Source organism: Haloarchaeobius marinus (genome assembly GCF_051207415.1).
Classification (GTDB): Archaea; Halobacteriota; Halobacteria; order Halobacteriales; family Natrialbaceae; genus Haloarchaeobius.
The window spans coordinates 423,848-438,905 of the sequence record NZ_JBPKGD010000002.1 but is presented as its reverse complement, the minus strand read 5'-3'; the positions used below and the strand labels follow the sequence as shown (position 1 = coordinate 438,905).

At 68.7% G+C, this 15,058-nt stretch carries 16 protein-coding genes; 7 read left to right on the top strand and 9 right to left on the bottom strand.

Annotated features, from left to right (window positions below; translation table 11 throughout):
* Nucleotides 1-25 precede the first annotated feature (25 nt).
* From ACSC1W_RS08355 to ACSC1W_RS08345, 3 genes are all read right to left on the bottom strand, one after another.
* Nucleotides 26-493, bottom strand: coding sequence for a cupin domain-containing protein (locus ACSC1W_RS08355; protein WP_435346562.1), 468 nt, complete (start codon nt 491-493; stop codon nt 26-28).
* Between the two features lie 78 nt (nt 494-571).
* On the bottom strand, nt 572-1,321 hold the full coding sequence (nucS, locus tag ACSC1W_RS08350; RefSeq protein WP_435346560.1) for an endonuclease NucS: 750 nt from the start codon (nt 1,319-1,321) through the stop codon (nt 572-574).
* An 82-nt stretch (nt 1,322-1,403) separates the two neighbouring features.
* Nucleotides 1,404-1,985 carry a DUF6735 family protein gene (locus tag ACSC1W_RS08345; RefSeq protein ID WP_435346558.1) on the bottom strand — a complete coding sequence of 194 codons (582 nt, stop codon included), beginning with the start codon at nt 1,983-1,985 and terminating at the stop codon, nt 1,404-1,406.
* A gap of 160 nt (nt 1,986-2,145) precedes the next feature.
* Here ACSC1W_RS08345 and ACSC1W_RS08340 point away from each other — a divergent pair, with 160 nt between their 5' ends.
* Nucleotides 2,146-3,567 (top strand): YjiH family protein, encoded by a 1,422-nt coding sequence (locus tag ACSC1W_RS08340; protein WP_435346556.1) that lies wholly within the window; start codon nt 2,146-2,148, stop codon nt 3,565-3,567.
* Here ACSC1W_RS08340 and ACSC1W_RS08335 read toward each other — a convergent pair.
* Nucleotides 3,562-4,206, bottom strand: coding sequence for a helix-turn-helix domain-containing protein (locus ACSC1W_RS08335; RefSeq protein WP_435346554.1), 645 nt, complete (start codon nt 4,204-4,206; stop codon nt 3,562-3,564). The two genes, ACSC1W_RS08340 and ACSC1W_RS08335, sit on opposite strands and share 6 nt — an antisense overlap.
* A gap of 82 nt (nt 4,207-4,288) precedes the next feature.
* On the opposite strand from ACSC1W_RS08335, the gene hutU reads away from it, so the two are divergent.
* Genes hutU through hutI form a run of 3 tightly spaced genes read left to right on the top strand, consistent with a single transcriptional unit; the run spans nt 4,289 to nt 8,187 of the window.
* Nucleotides 4,289-6,049, top strand: a complete 1,761-nt coding sequence (gene hutU, locus ACSC1W_RS08330; RefSeq protein ID WP_435346552.1) for a urocanate hydratase — start codon at nt 4,289-4,291, stop codon at nt 6,047-6,049.
* On the top strand, nt 6,050-6,973 hold the full coding sequence (gene hutG / locus ACSC1W_RS08325; protein ID WP_435346550.1) for a formimidoylglutamase: 924 nt from the start codon (nt 6,050-6,052) through the stop codon (nt 6,971-6,973).
* Nucleotides 6,970-8,187 (top strand): imidazolonepropionase, encoded by a 1,218-nt coding sequence (gene hutI / locus ACSC1W_RS08320; protein ID WP_435346548.1) that lies wholly within the window; start codon nt 6,970-6,972, stop codon nt 8,185-8,187. The genes hutG and hutI overlap by 4 nt, the downstream gene beginning before the upstream one ends.
* A gap of 56 nt (nt 8,188-8,243) precedes the next feature.
* Here hutI and ACSC1W_RS08315 read toward each other — a convergent pair whose 3' ends face one another.
* Complete coding sequence (locus ACSC1W_RS08315; protein WP_435346547.1) at nt 8,244-8,516, bottom strand: HalOD1 output domain-containing protein; 273 nt, start codon at nt 8,514-8,516, stop codon at nt 8,244-8,246.
* Nucleotides 8,517-8,820: 304 nt separating this feature from the next.
* Here ACSC1W_RS08315 and ACSC1W_RS08310 point away from each other — a divergent pair, with 304 nt between their 5' ends.
* On the top strand, nt 8,821-9,549 hold the full coding sequence (locus tag ACSC1W_RS08310; RefSeq protein WP_435346545.1) for a DNA-directed RNA polymerase subunit epsilon: 729 nt from the start codon (nt 8,821-8,823) through the stop codon (nt 9,547-9,549).
* Nucleotides 9,550-9,614: 65 nt separating this feature from the next.
* Here ACSC1W_RS08310 and ACSC1W_RS08305 read toward each other — a convergent pair whose 3' ends face one another.
* Together ACSC1W_RS08305 and ACSC1W_RS08300 are read right to left on the bottom strand one after the other, a co-directional pair.
* Nucleotides 9,615-9,872, bottom strand: a complete 258-nt coding sequence (locus tag ACSC1W_RS08305; RefSeq protein ID WP_435346543.1) for a hypothetical protein — start codon at nt 9,870-9,872, stop codon at nt 9,615-9,617.
* 142 nt (nt 9,873-10,014) lie between these two features.
* A complete protein-coding gene (locus ACSC1W_RS08300) occupies nt 10,015-11,460 on the bottom strand; it encodes an MATE family efflux transporter (RefSeq protein ID WP_435346541.1) in 1,446 nt (481 codons plus the stop codon).
* 82 nt (nt 11,461-11,542) lie between these two features.
* Here ACSC1W_RS08300 and ACSC1W_RS08295 point away from each other — a divergent pair, with 82 nt between their 5' ends.
* Both ACSC1W_RS08295 and ACSC1W_RS08290 read left to right on the top strand, forming a co-directional pair.
* Nucleotides 11,543-11,824: a DUF8152 family protein gene (locus tag ACSC1W_RS08295; protein WP_435346539.1), complete on the top strand. Its 282-nt coding sequence runs from the start codon at nt 11,543-11,545 to the stop codon at nt 11,822-11,824.
* A gap of 85 nt (nt 11,825-11,909) precedes the next feature.
* On the top strand, nt 11,910-12,869 hold the full coding sequence (locus tag ACSC1W_RS08290) for a carbohydrate kinase family protein (RefSeq protein WP_435346537.1): 960 nt from the start codon (nt 11,910-11,912) through the stop codon (nt 12,867-12,869).
* Here the strand turns inward: ACSC1W_RS08290 and ACSC1W_RS08285 are convergent.
* Nucleotides 12,861-13,946, bottom strand: a complete 1,086-nt coding sequence (locus ACSC1W_RS08285; RefSeq protein ID WP_435346535.1) for a M24 family metallopeptidase — start codon at nt 13,944-13,946, stop codon at nt 12,861-12,863. The genes ACSC1W_RS08290 and ACSC1W_RS08285 overlap by 9 nt on opposite strands.
* Entirely contained in the window at nt 13,943-15,058 is a 1,116-nt protein-coding gene (locus tag ACSC1W_RS08280; RefSeq protein ID WP_435346533.1) for a Gfo/Idh/MocA family protein, read from the bottom strand. Before ACSC1W_RS08280 ends, ACSC1W_RS08285 begins: the two co-directional genes overlap by 4 nt.

The following is a 15,058-nucleotide window of genomic DNA, read 5'->3' as shown; positions in this document are numbered from 1 at the left end:
GCCGGGGCACTCTCTCGCGCCCGTCTCAGACGTTCGCGTCGAACTCGTTCCCACACTCCGGACAGCGGAGGCGCTGGCCGTCCTCGTCCATGACGAACTGGAGGGTGTCCGACTCCCCGCACTCGCGGCACTCCATCGGGACGCGGACGTCCCGACTGTCGCGTGGTGCGCCGAGGGCGATGACGACGGCGTCCTCGTCGCCGTCGTTGACGCTGGTCTGGAAGTCGCCACGGGCGAACCGGACGGCCTCGTGGGGGCCGACGGCGACCTCCTCGTCGGGCGTCTCGAACGTGACGGTACCGTCGACCACGTAGAACACCTCCTCCTGATCCATGTGGGTGTGCATCCCGCCGGAGAGCGACTGGCCGGGTTCGAGCGCGTAGTAGTTGATCGAGAGGTCCTGCGTGTTCAGGTGGTCGGAGAGTCCACGTCGGTCGACGTCCGAATCGGCGAAGAACGCCGGTTCCACGTCGTCGATGTCTACCGTTTCCATGCGAAGGCATGGGGTTCGGCACGTGAAAAATCCCGGTGAAGCGGCGAACCGGCCGACGGGGACGGGTCGACCGGCGGTTCAGGCGCGGTCGGTCGGCGGTTCGAGCGAGACGAACTCCAGTCCGCGCTCGGCGAGCATCCGGCGCGCCCGGTCGGTCACCGACGGCGCGACGAGGATGCCACGGACCGTCGCTGCCGCGTGCAGGTCGCGTTCGAGCGCGTCGACGTACCTGTCGAGTTGCCCGACGGCGTCCGGCCCGACGCGCTTGCGCTTGAGTTCGAGGACGACCACGTTCCCGTCCGCGTCCTCGCCGAAGACGTCCACCGCGCCGACCGCCGTCTCGCGTTCGGTCACCAGCGGCTGGAACCCCGGTTCGACCACTGCGGGGGAGTCGAGAATGTACTGTTTGAGGTCGGCCTCGCTCCCGACCAGCGACAGCGACTCGGCGTCGGAGACGGCGAACGCCGACACCTGTCGAACGGCGTCGAAGGCGACGCGGAGTTCCTCGTCGGGGGTCTCGCGCTCGCTCACCAGCAGGAGTTGGCCGTCCCGGAGTTCGACCGACTGCGTACACCCCGGCGGTTGCCAGTTCACCGGTTGCTGGCCCTCGTCGGTGTGGACGAGGACCGTCCCGTCGGGTTTGCACGTCACGTGTCGGTCGCCGGGACCGAGCGTGCTCGACGCCCGTCCCTCGTAGTCGACGGTGCAGCGTCCGAACACGGTCAACAGGTCGCCGCGGTCGAGGGCCTCCTCGATGGCCTGGGAAGCCTCCGGGAGCTTCGGCTGGACGACCGTCGCGACGCCGTCGTCCGTTCGCTCGCTGGTCACGCTCGGGTGTAGCGCCCCGACGGTATAAAAGCGGCACGTGCCAGCAGTGCCCCCGGGACGGCCAACCTCCTGAGACCTGCGGTCAATCTCCGACGAGTACCGTCCGCCTCTCTGCTTCCCACTCCAGCACCCGACTTCGCAGGTGCTCGCGTGCCGACTCGGCTGAGAGTGTGCCACTATCATGCATCGCGCGGACCGTGTCGGCGACCCCCCGGAACCAGGCTGTGACTCGCGCTGCGTCCGCAACCGGGTCGCTCCCGCGTCGAATCGAGACGAGCGCGCCGTCCCCGGACGGTGCTGCATCGTCGAGTGCCCGGGCGAACCAGAGTGGCTGGTAGGCCGTCACGAGAACCGTGGTCGAGACGACGAACAGCGCCTCGTACTCGAGGAAGTCGAATCGACCCGGGAGGGCGTCGAGCGAGTCGGCCGACCCTCGCGGACGTGGGTCGACACGTGCGTCGTGTGCCTCCGGCACGGCGGGGTCCGAGCCGTCGAGTATCGTCTCGTGCGCGCGTCGTTCCCAGTCCTCGCCGGCCCCGAACGGGTGGTCGCTGTCGAGCTCGTCGAGCAGTACGTATCCCAGCGCACCCCACTGGGAGTGATGCAAGGAGTACGACCCGTCCGTCCGTTCGTACGCGACGAGTGCCCGATGGCCCACGGTCACGCCCCCCGTCCGCGAGTGCTGTTCGATGACATGGTGCCGGTTCTGGTCCCGTCACGACTGATAAACGGTCGGACGTCGCGGCCCGGTGCCATCGGGTACATAAAACCCACTCCGAACGGTGGTCTCAGGACTATCCCGGGAATCTCTGTATAGTGTGTCAATGTCTACCGAAACAGGTGGCACGTACACGGTCGATACAGAACCGACAGCACAGAGCATCGACGACGTCGACCTCCAGGAGTTCGCGATGCGACCGGTGATGAAGTTCGTCGTCGCGTTCCTCATCGGCGGGGTATTCTTCCTCTTGCCGGTGCCGTACCAGGGAGAGGTCACCGTCCCGTTCGACATCGTCGTGAGCACGATAACCGAGACGTTTCCGGACGCCGTCGGCGTCTACTCGCTGGCCATCATCGTCGCCGGGGGCGTCCTGACGTCGCTGGCGATGGTCGGTGATAGCGAGGTTGCGGGGTACGAGCTCTCTTACTTCGAAACCTCGTACGTGTTCTGGGCACTCCGGGTTCTCGGACTCGTCCTCGCCCCCATCATGTTCTTCAAGCTCGGACCGGGAGACCTGCACACCCCCGGGACGGGTGGACTGATGTGGGGCACGCTGGTTTACAGCGTCGGAATCATCATCCCTATCGGGGCAATCTTCATCACCATCTTCGTCGAACTCGGCGGGTTGGAGTTCGTCGGTACGCTGGCGCGGCCGGTGATGAAACCGCTGTTCAAGGTACCCGGTCGCGCCGCGCTGGACAGTCTCGCGTCGTGGGTCGGCTCCTACAGCGTCGGCCTGTACGTCACCCGGAACGTCTTCGAACAGGGTGGGTACCACAAGCGCGACGTGTTCACCATCGCCACGTGCTTCTCGACGGTGTCCATCGGCTTCGTGGGCGTCGTGGCGGCGACGTTGGACATGCTCCCGTTGTTCCCGCTCATATTCGTCGCGTACTTCGTCTGTGTCGTCGTCACCGCGGCAATACTCGTCCGTGTGCCGCCGATATCGACGACGCCGGAGGAGTACATCGCAGAGCCCGACCCCGAACTCGCGTTCTCCGGTTCGCCCGTCGATTACGTACGACTGGCCTTCAGCGAGGCCGTCGGGAAGGCCGAAGCAGGCGATTCGTTCGGGGCGGCAGCGAAGCGGGGTTTCGTCGACGGCCTGAAGCTGACGAGTCTGATACTCGGGACCATCCTCACCGTCGGGTTGGCTGCCACGTTGTTGTCGGCGAACACGCCGGTGTTCGACGTGCTCGGCGAACCGCTGACGCCGGTCATCGCTGCGCTCGGGATACCAGACGCTGCGGCTGTCGCGCCTGCGACCATCGTCGGCGTCACCGAGATGTACGTGCCAGTGCTGCTGGTGACCGAGACCGCGACCAAGGCGAAGTTCTTCGTGGCCGTCCTCGCCGTCTCACAGCTCATCTTCTTCTCCAGCGTCGGCCCGATGATAATGGACATGTTCAACGACGTTCCGATTCGATTCCGGGACCTGCTGGCGCTTTTCGTCATGCGGACCGTCATCCTCGTTCCGCTGATCGCGGGAATCACGCACGTCGTCGACGCGCTCGGCCTGCTATAGGTACTCGACGAGCGAATCGACGAGTTTTTTCTCGGCTCGCCGTAGATGCTCCTCTACGGTTCGTCGCTGCACCCCGACTGCATCAGCGATCTCGTCCGTCGTCGTCCCCCTGGGGAGTTCGTAGTACCCGCGTTCGTAGGCGGTGACGAATGCCTCCCGCTGGCGCGCCGAGAGGTCCGGCAAGAGCGCGTCCACCGTGAGCAGTGGTGCGTTGGGCGTCACGGAGCGGACTTCCCGTTTCGACTCCACAGTGACCCGGTACTCCCCCGTGAGGTCCCGGTAAACCGCCGACAGCGACTTCGCGTCGAGGGCGAGCGCGCGAACGTGTTTCGCCCCATCGACGTACTTCAGCGGCGGGACGAGGAGACAACCGTGGCTGGAAAGGTATCCCTCGACGTTGTGCTCCAAGTATGACTTCAGACAGTCACCGGTGACGACCACCTGCTCTCGGCCCTGGGAGAGTCGTTCCCTGACGCCGACGGTCCGTTCCACCTCGTCGAGCACGCGCGCACCACCCTCGCCACTGACGTGCAACAGGTCACAGTGGTCGTTACACCACAGTTCGATGGTGGTGCTGGTCCCGTCGGTGGCGACCTCGTACGGTCCGTCACCGACGAGGCGGAACACGGCCTCGTACATAGTCACATAATCACACACTTCCCATAAAAGCATAGCCGTACGGAGGGGGTATCCTATCCAACTGGCCCCCGTTGGTGCTGGTATGGCGAAGCAGACTTCGACCGACGTGGAACACGACGTCGGCGACCCGTCCGAACAGTGGCGAGCGTACCAGGGCGCACCGACCGGCACCGACATCGAGTGCGAGGGCTGGCGACAGGAGGCCGCCCTTCGCATGCTGAACAACAACCTCGACCCGGAGGTGGCCGAGAAACCCGAGGAACTCGTCGTCTACGGCGGTACCGGCCGGGCCGCCCGTAGCTGGGACGCCTACGACGCCATCCTCGACGAGTTGCGGTCGCTCGCCGACGACGAGACGCTGCTCGTCCAGTCCGGCAAGCCCGTCGGCGTGTTCCCGACGCACGAACGTGCACCGCGGGTCCTCATCGCCAACTCGAACCTCGTCGGGAAGTGGGACGACTGGGAGCACTTCCACGAACTGGAGGCGAAGGGGCTCATCATGTACGGCCAGATGACTGCCGGGTCGTGGGCGTACATCGGCACGCAGGGCATCATCCAGGGCACCTACGAGACGCTGGCCGAACTCGCGGCCCAGCACTACCCGGGGAACGACGGGTTACGCGGGAAGGTCGTCGTGACCGGTGGCCTCGGGGGGATGGGTGGCGCACAACCGCTCGCCGTGACGATGAACCACGGCGTCTGCATCGCGGCCGAGGTCGACGAACGGCGCATCGACCGTCGCATCGAGACGGGATACTGCATGGAGAAGACCGACGACCTCGACGAGGCTATCGACCGGGCCAGGGAGGCGGCCGAGAACGGCGACCCGTACTCCGTCGGCGTCCACATCAACGCCGCCGACATGTTCGACGGCCTCCGCGAGCGCGGGTTCGTCCCCGACATCGTCACCGACCAGACGTCCGCCCACGACGAACTGGAGGGGTACTACCCCTCCGGGTACACGGTCGAGGAGGCCGACGAGTTGCGCGAGACGGACCCGGAGCAGTACGTCGAGGAGAGCCTCGACACGATGGTCCGACACGTGGAGGGCATCCTCGACGTCCAGGACGCGGGGGCCATCGCCTTCGAGTACGGGAACAACATCCGGGGGCAGGTGAGAGAGCACCGCGGGTTCGAGGACGCGTTCGACTTCCCCGGGTTCGTCCCGGCGTACATCCGACCGCTGTTCTGTCGCGGGAAGGGGCCGTTCCGGTGGGCCGCCCTCTCGGGTGACCCCGAGGACATCTACCGGACCGACGAGGCGGTCACGGAGTTGTTCCCCGAGAAGGAGCACCTGCACCGGTGGATCGACCTGGCACAGGAGCAGGTCCACTTCCAGGGGTTGCCGAGTCGTGTCTGCTGGCTCGGCTACTCGGCGGACGAGGACGGACTCACCGAGCGCGCGACGTTCGCGCTGCGCATCAACGAACTCGTCGCAGCGGGCGAGATATCGGCGCCAGTCGTGGTCACCCGCGACCACCTCGACGCCGGGTCGGTCGCGTCGCCGAACCGGGAGACGGAGGCGATGCGCGACGGGTCCGACGCCGTCGCGGACTGGCCCATCCTGAACGCGCTGCTGAACACGGCCGCCGGTGCGGACATCGTGTCGGTCCACGACGGTGGCGGCGTCGGCATCGGCAACTCGCTGCACGCGAACAACCACGTCGTCCTCGACGGGTCCGACCTGGCCGCCGAGAAGGCCCGCCGGGTGTTCACCACCGACCCCGGGATGGGCGTCGTCAGGCACGCCGACGCCGGCTACGAGGCGGCGCTCGACGAGGCACGGGCGTCGAACGTCCGGGTTCCCATGCGGGACGCCGACGCGACCGGAGGGCGCGAGTAGATGCCGACGTTCACCGACCCGCCCGAGTGGACGGGCACGTCCACGGACCCGAACGACGAACAGTTCGGCGACGTCGTCGAGGGGGCCACGCTGGAGACGGCGGACGAGTACGACGCGGTCCTCGTCGGTGAACCGTACGACGGCGCGGTCATCGGACGCACTGGCGCGGCCGACGGGCCGACAGCGATACGGGAGTCGCTCGCCGGCGTGAAGACCCACCACTTCGACGCCGGGCCCGTCCGGGGCGTCGGTGACCTGGGAGACGTCGCCCTCCCGGCCGCCGGCGGCGTCGAAGCAGTGCAGGACGCCGTCGCCGAGACGACGGCGGCGGTCCACGCCACCGACGCGCTCCCCGTGTTCCTCGGCGGCGACAACTCGCTGACGGTCCCGAACGTCCGGCCCCTGCTCGACGCCGGGTCGGTCGGCGTCCTCAACTTCGACGCACACCTCGACTGCCGGGAGGTGCCCGACGACGGCCCGACCAGCGGGACGCCCTACCGCCAGCTGTTCGAGGCCGGACTCGACGCCTACGCCTGCGTCGGGGCGCGTCACTTCGAGACCTCCAGCGCGTACGACGACTTCGTCCGCGAGCGCGGGGCCGAGGTCCGGGTCGCCGAGGAGGTGGGCGACGACCCGGTCGCCACGGTTGACGGCGCACTCGAATCGCTCGGGGACGTCGACCGCGTGTACGTCTCCGTCGACGTGGACGTGCTCGACGCCGCCTTCGCGCCCGGCGTGAGCGCGCCCACCCCGGGTGGAATCACGACCCGCGAATGCTACCGGATGCTCCGGGTGGCGGCCAGCGACGACCGCGTGGCCGGGTTCGAGGTGGTCGAGACCGCACCGTCGCTCGACCGGGACGGCACGACCGTCGACGCGGCCGCCCGTGCCGTCGCCCACTTCCTCGCGGGGTGGTCGGCGTGACCGACCTCGTCGTCTACGACATCGACGAACTCGTGGTCGGTCCGGGGACGGGCGAAGTGGTAGAGGTCGTCGAGAACGCGGCCATCGCCGTCGAGGACGGCGAGGTCGTCGCGGTCGGCGACACCGACGAGGTGACGAGCGACCACCCGCCGTCGGCGGCCGACGGGACCATCGACGCCGCCGGGCAGGCCGTCGTCCCCGGCTTCGTCGACCCGCACACCCACGCGCTGTTCGCGGGGGACCGGTCCGACGAGTTCGAGGCCAGGTTACGGGGGAAGACCTACCAGGAGATACTGGCAGACGGTGGTGGAATCCTCCGGACGGTCAGGGCCGTCAGGCGCGCCGACGAGGACACGCTGCTGGCGAACCTGCTGTCCCACCTCGACGTGATGCTCGAACACGGCACCACCACCGTCGAGGTGAAGTCCGGTTACGGACTCGACACCGAGACTGAACTCGAGATGCTCAGGGTCGGCCGTCGCGCCGACGAACAGCACCCGGTCGACGTGGTGCCGACGTTCATGGGCGCACACGCCGTCCCCGAGGGTACCGACGCCGACGAGTACGTCGACGAGGTCGTCGAGGAGCAACTTCCGGCCGTCGCCGAGCAGGGCATCGCCGAGTTCTGCGACGTGTTCTGCGAGGAGGGCGTCTTCTCCGTCGAGCAGTCGCGCCGGGTCCTCGAAGCGGGACTCGACCACGGGCTGACCCCGAAGGTCCACGCCGAGGAGTTGTCCCACCTCGGCGGGACGAGACTGGCGGCCGAGGTGGGCGCGGCGAGTGCGGACCACCTGCTCCACGCCACGCCCGACGACGTGGACGCGCTCGTCGACGCCGGCGTCGTGCCCGTCCTCCTCCCCGGGACCGCGTTCGGCCTCGGCGCCGAGTACGCCGACGCCGGGACGATGCTCGACCGTGGCGCGCCGGTCGCCATCGCGACCGACTTCAACCCGAACTGCCACAGCCACAGCATGGGCTTTGCCACGTCACTGGCCTGCGTCGGCATGGGGATGACGCCCGCCCAGGCACTCGTGGCCGGGACGGCGAACGCCGCCCGGGCGCTGGACCTGCAGGACGGACGAGGAACGCTCCGGGAGGGGACGCCGGCGGACTTCGTCGTCCTCGACGCCACCTCGTTCGTCCACGTGCCGTACCAGTACGGCGTCAACCTGGTCGATACGGTCGTGAAGGCCGGCGAACGCGTGGTCGATTGACCGGAGCGCGTTCGCTGGGGGCGATGAGAGTGCGGAGGGACGGTGGGCGACGATTCCTACGCCTGCACTTCGAGGCTGCCGTCGCTCCTGACCGTCACCTGAAGCCCTTCGTAGTCGAAGGAGACCTCGATAAACGTGCCGGGGGTACTGTTCGTGAGAAGCGAGTCGAGGCCGTCGGCGTCCACGTACTCGTGTAGCGGTGTGAGCGCCATCGCGTCCTGGTCCGTCACCTCTGCGACGGCCTCTGCGACCGCCGTACTCGGAAAGTCGAACTCGTGCCAGTTCGACCGTGACGCGATACCCTCCCTTCCTACGTCCGATTCGTCCACCACCGGAGTGTCTTCTTCCTTACTCATACTCGGAGTCGGTCGGGCAGGTCACCCACTCGACATATCACGACACGTCTCACACCGTCGCCTGCCCGAGTTTGTTTGCTACACGGCCACAATGGGGGGCATCTGGTAAAGGTTTTTTGTGAGCGTCCGGACGAGGTCGGTGCCCGCCACCATCCTCGAGTGCGTCCCGAACCGAGGGACGACGTCGCGGGGCCGACGCGGGATTCATCACTCGTTCTACACGTTCGCCCCCCGAAGGCAGGGCTTTCTAATGTGAGGAGGTCCAACTGGGGTCGAGATGACTCGTTCACCCGCGTCGAGCGAACCGCCGGCGGACGGTCAGGGAGACCCACGGTTCGACCGCGACGTGAGCACAGCACCGGGCGACGGCGCGCTGTCCCGACTGGACGCGGTCAAGGACGAACGGATCCGGCGGTGGGACATCGTGACCCCGAGTGCGACGCTCATCGGCCGGACCAGCGACCCCACCGCAGACGTGAGCGAGAACCTCCGTCGCCTCCACGACGAGCAGCACCCGGCGATGCAGGGACACAGCGCCCGGATGCACCGCCTCGAGAAGGCCCGCATCACCCACGCCTTCTGCAACACGCTGTCGCTGACCCCCTGGGAGCGCGACCGGGCGCTTGGCATCGTCGTCGACCTCGACATGACCGTCTTCGGCAGCCAGCGGGCCATCCCGAAGGTGGCACTCGTCGTCATCCAGCACGTCGTGGACGACGAGCGAAAGCGACGGCTGGGACTCCACGACGACGAGTGGGTCGCCGAGCGCTCGCCCGACGAGTTGCAGTCGCTCTCGGAACGCTTCGAGTCGCTGAAGGCGGACGACCGGTACCGCGACCTGCTGGACCGACACGGGCTAGACGTGACGAGCGTGAACCGCCTCGGCCGGACGCTCCGGGAGCAGCTGGACGAGCAGGACCTCGGAGCGGCGGCGCTCGGTCGGTCCCCGTACCGCGACCCGAGCATGCCGGCCATCCGGAGCGAACCGCCGGCCGACGACGACTGACGGCTCGCACGGACTCGACTATCATATCCGGTTCCGGATGGTCGTGCCGGGGGGACGGGTCCCGGTCAGGGCTCGTCCGTCCACACCAGTTCCAGCGAGAGTTTGGCGGTGCAGAAGGCACCGACGTCCTCGGCGTCCTCCCGTTCGACGTCCTCGCCCTGGTAGCCGGTGCATCGGCCCGTCGTCACGATGTCACCGACGAACGCCGGGGACCCACACTCCGGGCAGTCGAGATAGCGCCCGTCGTCGCCCTCGTGCCAGGCGTCGGGTTCGAGTACCATCCGTGCCGCGCCGTCCGCGCCGTCGGCTGGTCGGTCTCCCATGGGATTCGGTACGACGACCGGGCGGGTAACTCTGTGGCTTCCTGTCGACCGTCGCGGGTATCTGACGACGTTCGTTGGCCAGGCGACGTTCGTGACCCCGACGACGTCCGTGGTTCACACTCTGGACGACGCCGGCGCAGCCTCAGTCGTCGGCGACCGGGGCGTCGGGACGGAACTCCCGGCTTATCGCCTTCCACTTCCCCGTCGAGAAGCGGTAGTAGTTGATGGCCGCCGGAACGAACGTCTCGGCGGCGAACGACAGGTAGAGGCCGACGACGTAGAGTTCGGTCGTGGCACCGAGGTAGGCGAGCGGGAGGGCGAACAGGAACATCCCGACGAACTGGCTGTAGAATGGCCACCGGGTGTCGCCACTGGCGTCGAGTGGGCCGGCCGTCGCGGCCTTGACGCCCTGTGCGACCACGGCGACGCAGGCGGCGTAGACCAGGGAGACGGCGACCGGTATCGACGGGTCGGTCGGGGAGTCGACGAACGAGCGGACGATGGGTTCGGCGAACGTACCGACGAGGACGGCAGCGACGGCGTACGTCGTCACCGAGAACAGGATGACGTCGTACGCGTAGCGCTCGGCCTCGGCCTCGTCGCCGGCACCGAGTTCCTGCCCGACGAGGCTGCTCGCCGCCAGCCCGAAGCCCCAGCCTGGCGTGTTCATCAGGCCCCAGATGCGACGGCTGATGACGTAGGCCGCGAAGACCGTCGGGCCGAACAGGCCGACGATGGCGAGCATGGGGAACTTGGCGGCGGTCCAGACGCCGTTGCGGCCGACGACTGGCAGTCCGATCCGGACGACGTCGCGGAGCGTGCCGAGGTGGAGGTAGCCGTCGAGAGGGGACACCTGCACCGGGAGCGCCCCGAGTACGGGCAACCGGCCGGCGACGAGCGCGGTGGCGAACGCGGCCGTCACGACGACGTTCGAGAGCACCGTCCCGAGCGCCGCCCCGACGACGCCCATACCGAGACCGAAGATGAACAGCGCGCTGAGGACGACGTTGGTCGCCGCACCGCCCGCGCGCAGGACCATCGGCGTCCAGGCGTCGTCGACGCCGATGTAGATTCGACTGCCGATGAGGTTCAACGCGGCGAAGGGGACGCCGAAGGCCAGCACCCGGAGGTAGTCCGAGCCGAACCCGACGGTCCGGGCGTGGCCGGTCATCAGCGAGACGAGTTCGACCGGGTACAGGTAGAACAGTGCCGTCACCGGGACGGTCACGGCGACGACCAGCGCAGCGCTCGACCGGACCGCCTGCCCGAGTTCGTCGTACGCCTCGGCACCGTAGCGCTGGGAGACCAGCGCGATGGTCCCGCCGGCGAACCCGCCGCCGATGGAGAACGCCAGTCCCCAGAACGGCGTGGCGAACCCGACGCCAGCGATGGCGAACCGGCCCGACGCGATGCCGACCATCGCCACGTCGACGGCGTTCTTCGACATCCGGGCGAGACCGGTGACGATGCGGGGCCACGACAGCTCGGTGGTCCGTCGGACGTTCTCCCGTGACACCAGTCCGACGCGGGCAAGTGCGAGCCCGATTCCGAGGATGAGTAACCGGACTGGGTTCGGAAGACGCATCACACCGTATCTATTTCGAACCGAAACAAATGGGTTCCGTCTTGGGACGACCACGTTGATTGCCCTCCGGGCCGACACGCCACACGTGACGGTCGACGACACCCTCGACGAACTCGCGGCGGAACTCACGGCGACCGATTCCTACCCGGTCGACCGGACGGCGAATCGCTGGCTCGGCGAGGCCGAGGCGGTCGCGGGCGACCTCGCCGCGTCGGACCTGCCGGACGAGGTCGTCGTCGAGCGACTCGGTCACGTCGAGTCGCTGCTGTCGAACGTCGACGAGACGGGGTCGCCCGAGGCGGACGAACACGTCGCCCGTGCGAAGTCGCTGACCGACGACGCCCTCGCCGCGTTGGACGCGGCGTGACCCGACCGCGCCACGTCGCGTCGTCCCCCGGCGAGACTGACGTGGAGAGGAGCGTTTAGGTGCCCCGGTCGAGAAGCACCACGACATGGACGACCGGAGAGTGCTCGTCGCCGGGGAGACGCTCGTCGATTTCCTGCCCGAGCGACCTGGACCCCTGTCCGAGGTCTCGCGGTTCGACCGACGGCCCGGCGGCGCGCCGGCGAACGTGGCGGTCGCACTCTCGCGACTGGGAACGACGCCGCTGTTCTGGACCCGGGTCGGGGGCGACCCCTTCGGTGGGTTCCTCGCCGACACGCTCGACGCCGAGGGCATCCCTCGCCAGTTCGTCGAACGGGACGACGACGCCAGGACGACGCTCGCGTTCGTCACCCACGACGAGGACGCCGACCGCACGTTCACCTTCTACCGCGACGACACCGCCGACACGCGCCTCGAACCGGGGACGGTGCCCGACGAGACGGTGGCCGCGGTCGACCAGGTCGTCTGTGGCGGCGTGACGCTCGCGTCTGGGCGCTCCCGGGCGGCGACCCGCGACCTGCTCGACCGGGCGGCGGCGGCCGACGCCGAGACGTGGTTCGACCCCAACTACCGGCCGGAACTCTGGCCGGCGGACGACTTCGCACCGGTCGTCGGCGACGTGCTCGACGACGTCTCCGTGCTGAAGGCGACCGAGGACGAACTGCGCGAACTCGGGTTCGAGGGCGAGTCGCCACGGGCACTCGCCGCCGCGGCGACCGACCGCGGCCCGCACACGGTCCTCGTGACGCGGGGGAGCGAGGGCGCGCTCGCGCACTCGACGCCGGACGCGCCGTGGGGGTCGGCGACCGTCGAACACGGCGGCTATCCCGTCGACGCCGTCGACGCGACCGGTGCCGGCGACGCGTTCTTCGCGGGCGCGATAACGGCGACGCTCGACGGCGTCGAGTCGGTAGAATCGGTGCTCGCGTTCGCCAACGCGGTGGCGGCCGTCGCGACCACCGCCGCGGGGGCGATGGCCGCGCTTCCATCACGCGAAGCTGTGGTGGCGTTTCAGGACTCAGCGTAACGGGTCCGGCCGTGACAGGCTGACCTCGTGGCCGACCGCATCGTGTTCTCTGGTCGGCCAGTCATCGGTCCCGGTCAGTACCTCGAACCCGTCCCCGGTGACGAGGACCGTGTCCTCGCTCTTCGCACCGCGGACCGTCGGGTTCCAGGCGTAGCCCTGGGGAAGCACGACGGCGTCCTGGCTCCCGGGCGTGGCGATCCACTCGCGGCCGGCGAACCCGGCGGCACCTCCCTGGTGGTGGTTGCGCCACTCGTCCGGGTAGCCGACCGCGTCGTACGCCCCGACGACGTCGTCGAAGACGTCCCCGGCGGTGCCGCCGCCGGTGCCGACGGCACGCGTGGCCGCCAGCGCGGTCGTCTCGACGCGAGCGGCGGCCTCGTGACGGTCGGCCAGCCACTCGGGTTCGTCGAACGCGACCGTCCGGGTGCAACTCGCCGCGAGGCCGCCCCTCGTCGCCGTGACGGAGACGAGCGCGTAGCCGTCGAGGGTCGCCTCCGTCGGCGTGTAGTGACGGTATCGCTGCGCCCGGCGCTCGCCGCCCACGAGGACGACGGGCGAGTCGATGCCCCGCCCGGTCAGTTCCGCCCTGAGTCGGGCGGCGACGGCCAGTTCGGAGTCCGTCCGGGTGCACCCGCGACAGACCGTCTCGACCGCACCGGCGACCTCGGCCCCGAGTTCGCGGTACCGGTCGACGTCGGCTTCGGTCAACGGCTGGCGCAGGGCACTCGCGTCGACGTCCTCGAACCCCGGCACGTCGAAGTCGGCGGCCGCAGGGCCGGCACTGTCGGCCGCGACGGCCTCGGCGAGCGTGTGCTCGTGCCACGGGTACGGACGGACCGGAACGTCGTCCAGTTCCTCGTCGGCGAGTCGTTCCGCCTCGATGTCGTTCGTGACGACGCGGCGGGCCGTGCCGTCGTAGCCGACTGCTGCGACGCCCACGTCACCGGCGCGGTCGACGACGTTGTCGCCGCCGGTCAGCCACGCGAACGAGTTCGGACGGGCGAACCACACGGCTTCTAGGTCTCGGGCCTCGAGGAGTGCGTCCAGCCGTGCCAGCTTCTCGTCCGAGACGGTCATCCGTCGACGCTCACCCAGGCTCCCGTCTCGTCGCTCTCCGCGATGGCGTCGAGGACGCGCTGGACTGCCATCGCGTCCTCGAAGTCCGGCGAGTACGACTCGCCCGCCGCCACGCACGAGAGGAACTCGTAGTTCTCGTGGACGAAGGTGTGCTCCCAGCCGATGACGTGGCCCGGCGGCCACCAGTGGTCGACGTACGGGTCGTCCTCGTCCGTGACGAGAATGGTCTCGTAGCCCCTGTCGGCCTCCCGCAGGAGTTCGAGTTCGTTCAGGCGTTCGAGCGAGAACCGGAGACTCCCCTTCGAGCCGTGGACGGCGACGTGGTGGTCGTTCTTGTGGCCGGTGGCGAACCGGGACGCCTCGAACGTGCCCATCGCACCGCTCTCGAACTCGGCCTGTGCGCTGTAGGCGTCGTCGACGGTGACCGGTTTCGTCTCGTCGGACCCGGGGACGGGTCGCTCGTCGACGAACGTCCGGAGGTGGCCGCTGACCCGGGTGATGCGGTCGTCGAGGAGGAAGTTCGCCAGGTCGACCGTGTGCGCACCCAGGTCGCCGAGCGCGCCGGACCCGGCTAGTTCCGCGTCGTTGCGCCAGCTCCACGGCGCGTCGGGGTCGACCAGCCAGTCCTGCAGGTACCGACCCCGGAACTGGCGTATCTCCCCGAGTTCGCCCGACTCGATGAGGCGCTTCGCGTACCGCAGTGCCGGGACGAACCGGTAGTTGAACGCACACCCGGCGACGGCGCTGCTGTCGCGTGCCGCCTCGACCATGCGCCGTGCGCCCTCCGTCGTCGGGGCGAGCGGTTTCTCACAGAGGACGTGCGTCCCGGCCTCCAGCGCCGCCACGGACGGGTCGACGTGCAGGAAGTTCGGACCGAGGTTGTAGAACACGTCCACCTCGTCGACCACCTCCCGCCAGTCGGTGGCGGTGCGGGCGAACCCGAGTCGCTCCTTCGCCTCGGCGAGCGCCTCCTCGTCGGTGCCGACGAGCACGTCGCGTTCGACAGCGGGTGCGTCGGGGAAGAACATGGGCAGTCGGGCCAGCGCGTTCGCGTGCGCCTTGCCCATGAACCGGTACCCGAGGAAGCCGACCGAGAGGGGTTCGTCCGTCAT

What these genes read in the sequence shown, in the direction of transcription:
- ACSC1W_RS08355 (WP_435346562.1), bottom strand. Translation starts at nt 493, where the DNA reads ATGGAAACGGTAGACATCGACGACGTGGAACCGGCGTTCTTCGCCGAT.
- ACSC1W_RS08340 (WP_435346556.1), top strand. Translation starts at nt 2,146, where the DNA reads ATGTCTACCGAAACAGGTGGCACGTACACGGTCGATACAGAACCGACA.
- ACSC1W_RS08335 (WP_435346554.1), bottom strand. Translation starts at nt 4,206, where the DNA reads ATGTACGAGGCCGTGTTCCGCCTCGTCGGTGACGGACCGTACGAGGTC.
- hutU (WP_435346552.1), top strand. Translation starts at nt 4,289, where the DNA reads ATGGCGAAGCAGACTTCGACCGACGTGGAACACGACGTCGGCGACCCG.
- hutG (WP_435346550.1), top strand. Translation starts at nt 6,050, where the DNA reads ATGCCGACGTTCACCGACCCGCCCGAGTGGACGGGCACGTCCACGGAC.
- ACSC1W_RS08310 (WP_435346545.1), top strand. Translation starts at nt 8,821, where the DNA reads ATGACTCGTTCACCCGCGTCGAGCGAACCGCCGGCGGACGGTCAGGGA.
- ACSC1W_RS08305 (WP_435346543.1), bottom strand. Translation starts at nt 9,872, where the DNA reads ATGGGAGACCGACCAGCCGACGGCGCGGACGGCGCGGCACGGATGGTA.
- ACSC1W_RS08290 (WP_435346537.1), top strand. Translation starts at nt 11,910, where the DNA reads ATGGACGACCGGAGAGTGCTCGTCGCCGGGGAGACGCTCGTCGATTTC.
- ACSC1W_RS08285 (WP_435346535.1), bottom strand. Translation starts at nt 13,946, where the DNA reads ATGACCGTCTCGGACGAGAAGCTGGCACGGCTGGACGCACTCCTCGAG.
- ACSC1W_RS08280 (WP_435346533.1), bottom strand. Translation starts at nt 15,058, where the DNA reads ATGACGGACGAACCCCTCTCGGTCGGCTTCCTCGGGTACCGGTTCATG.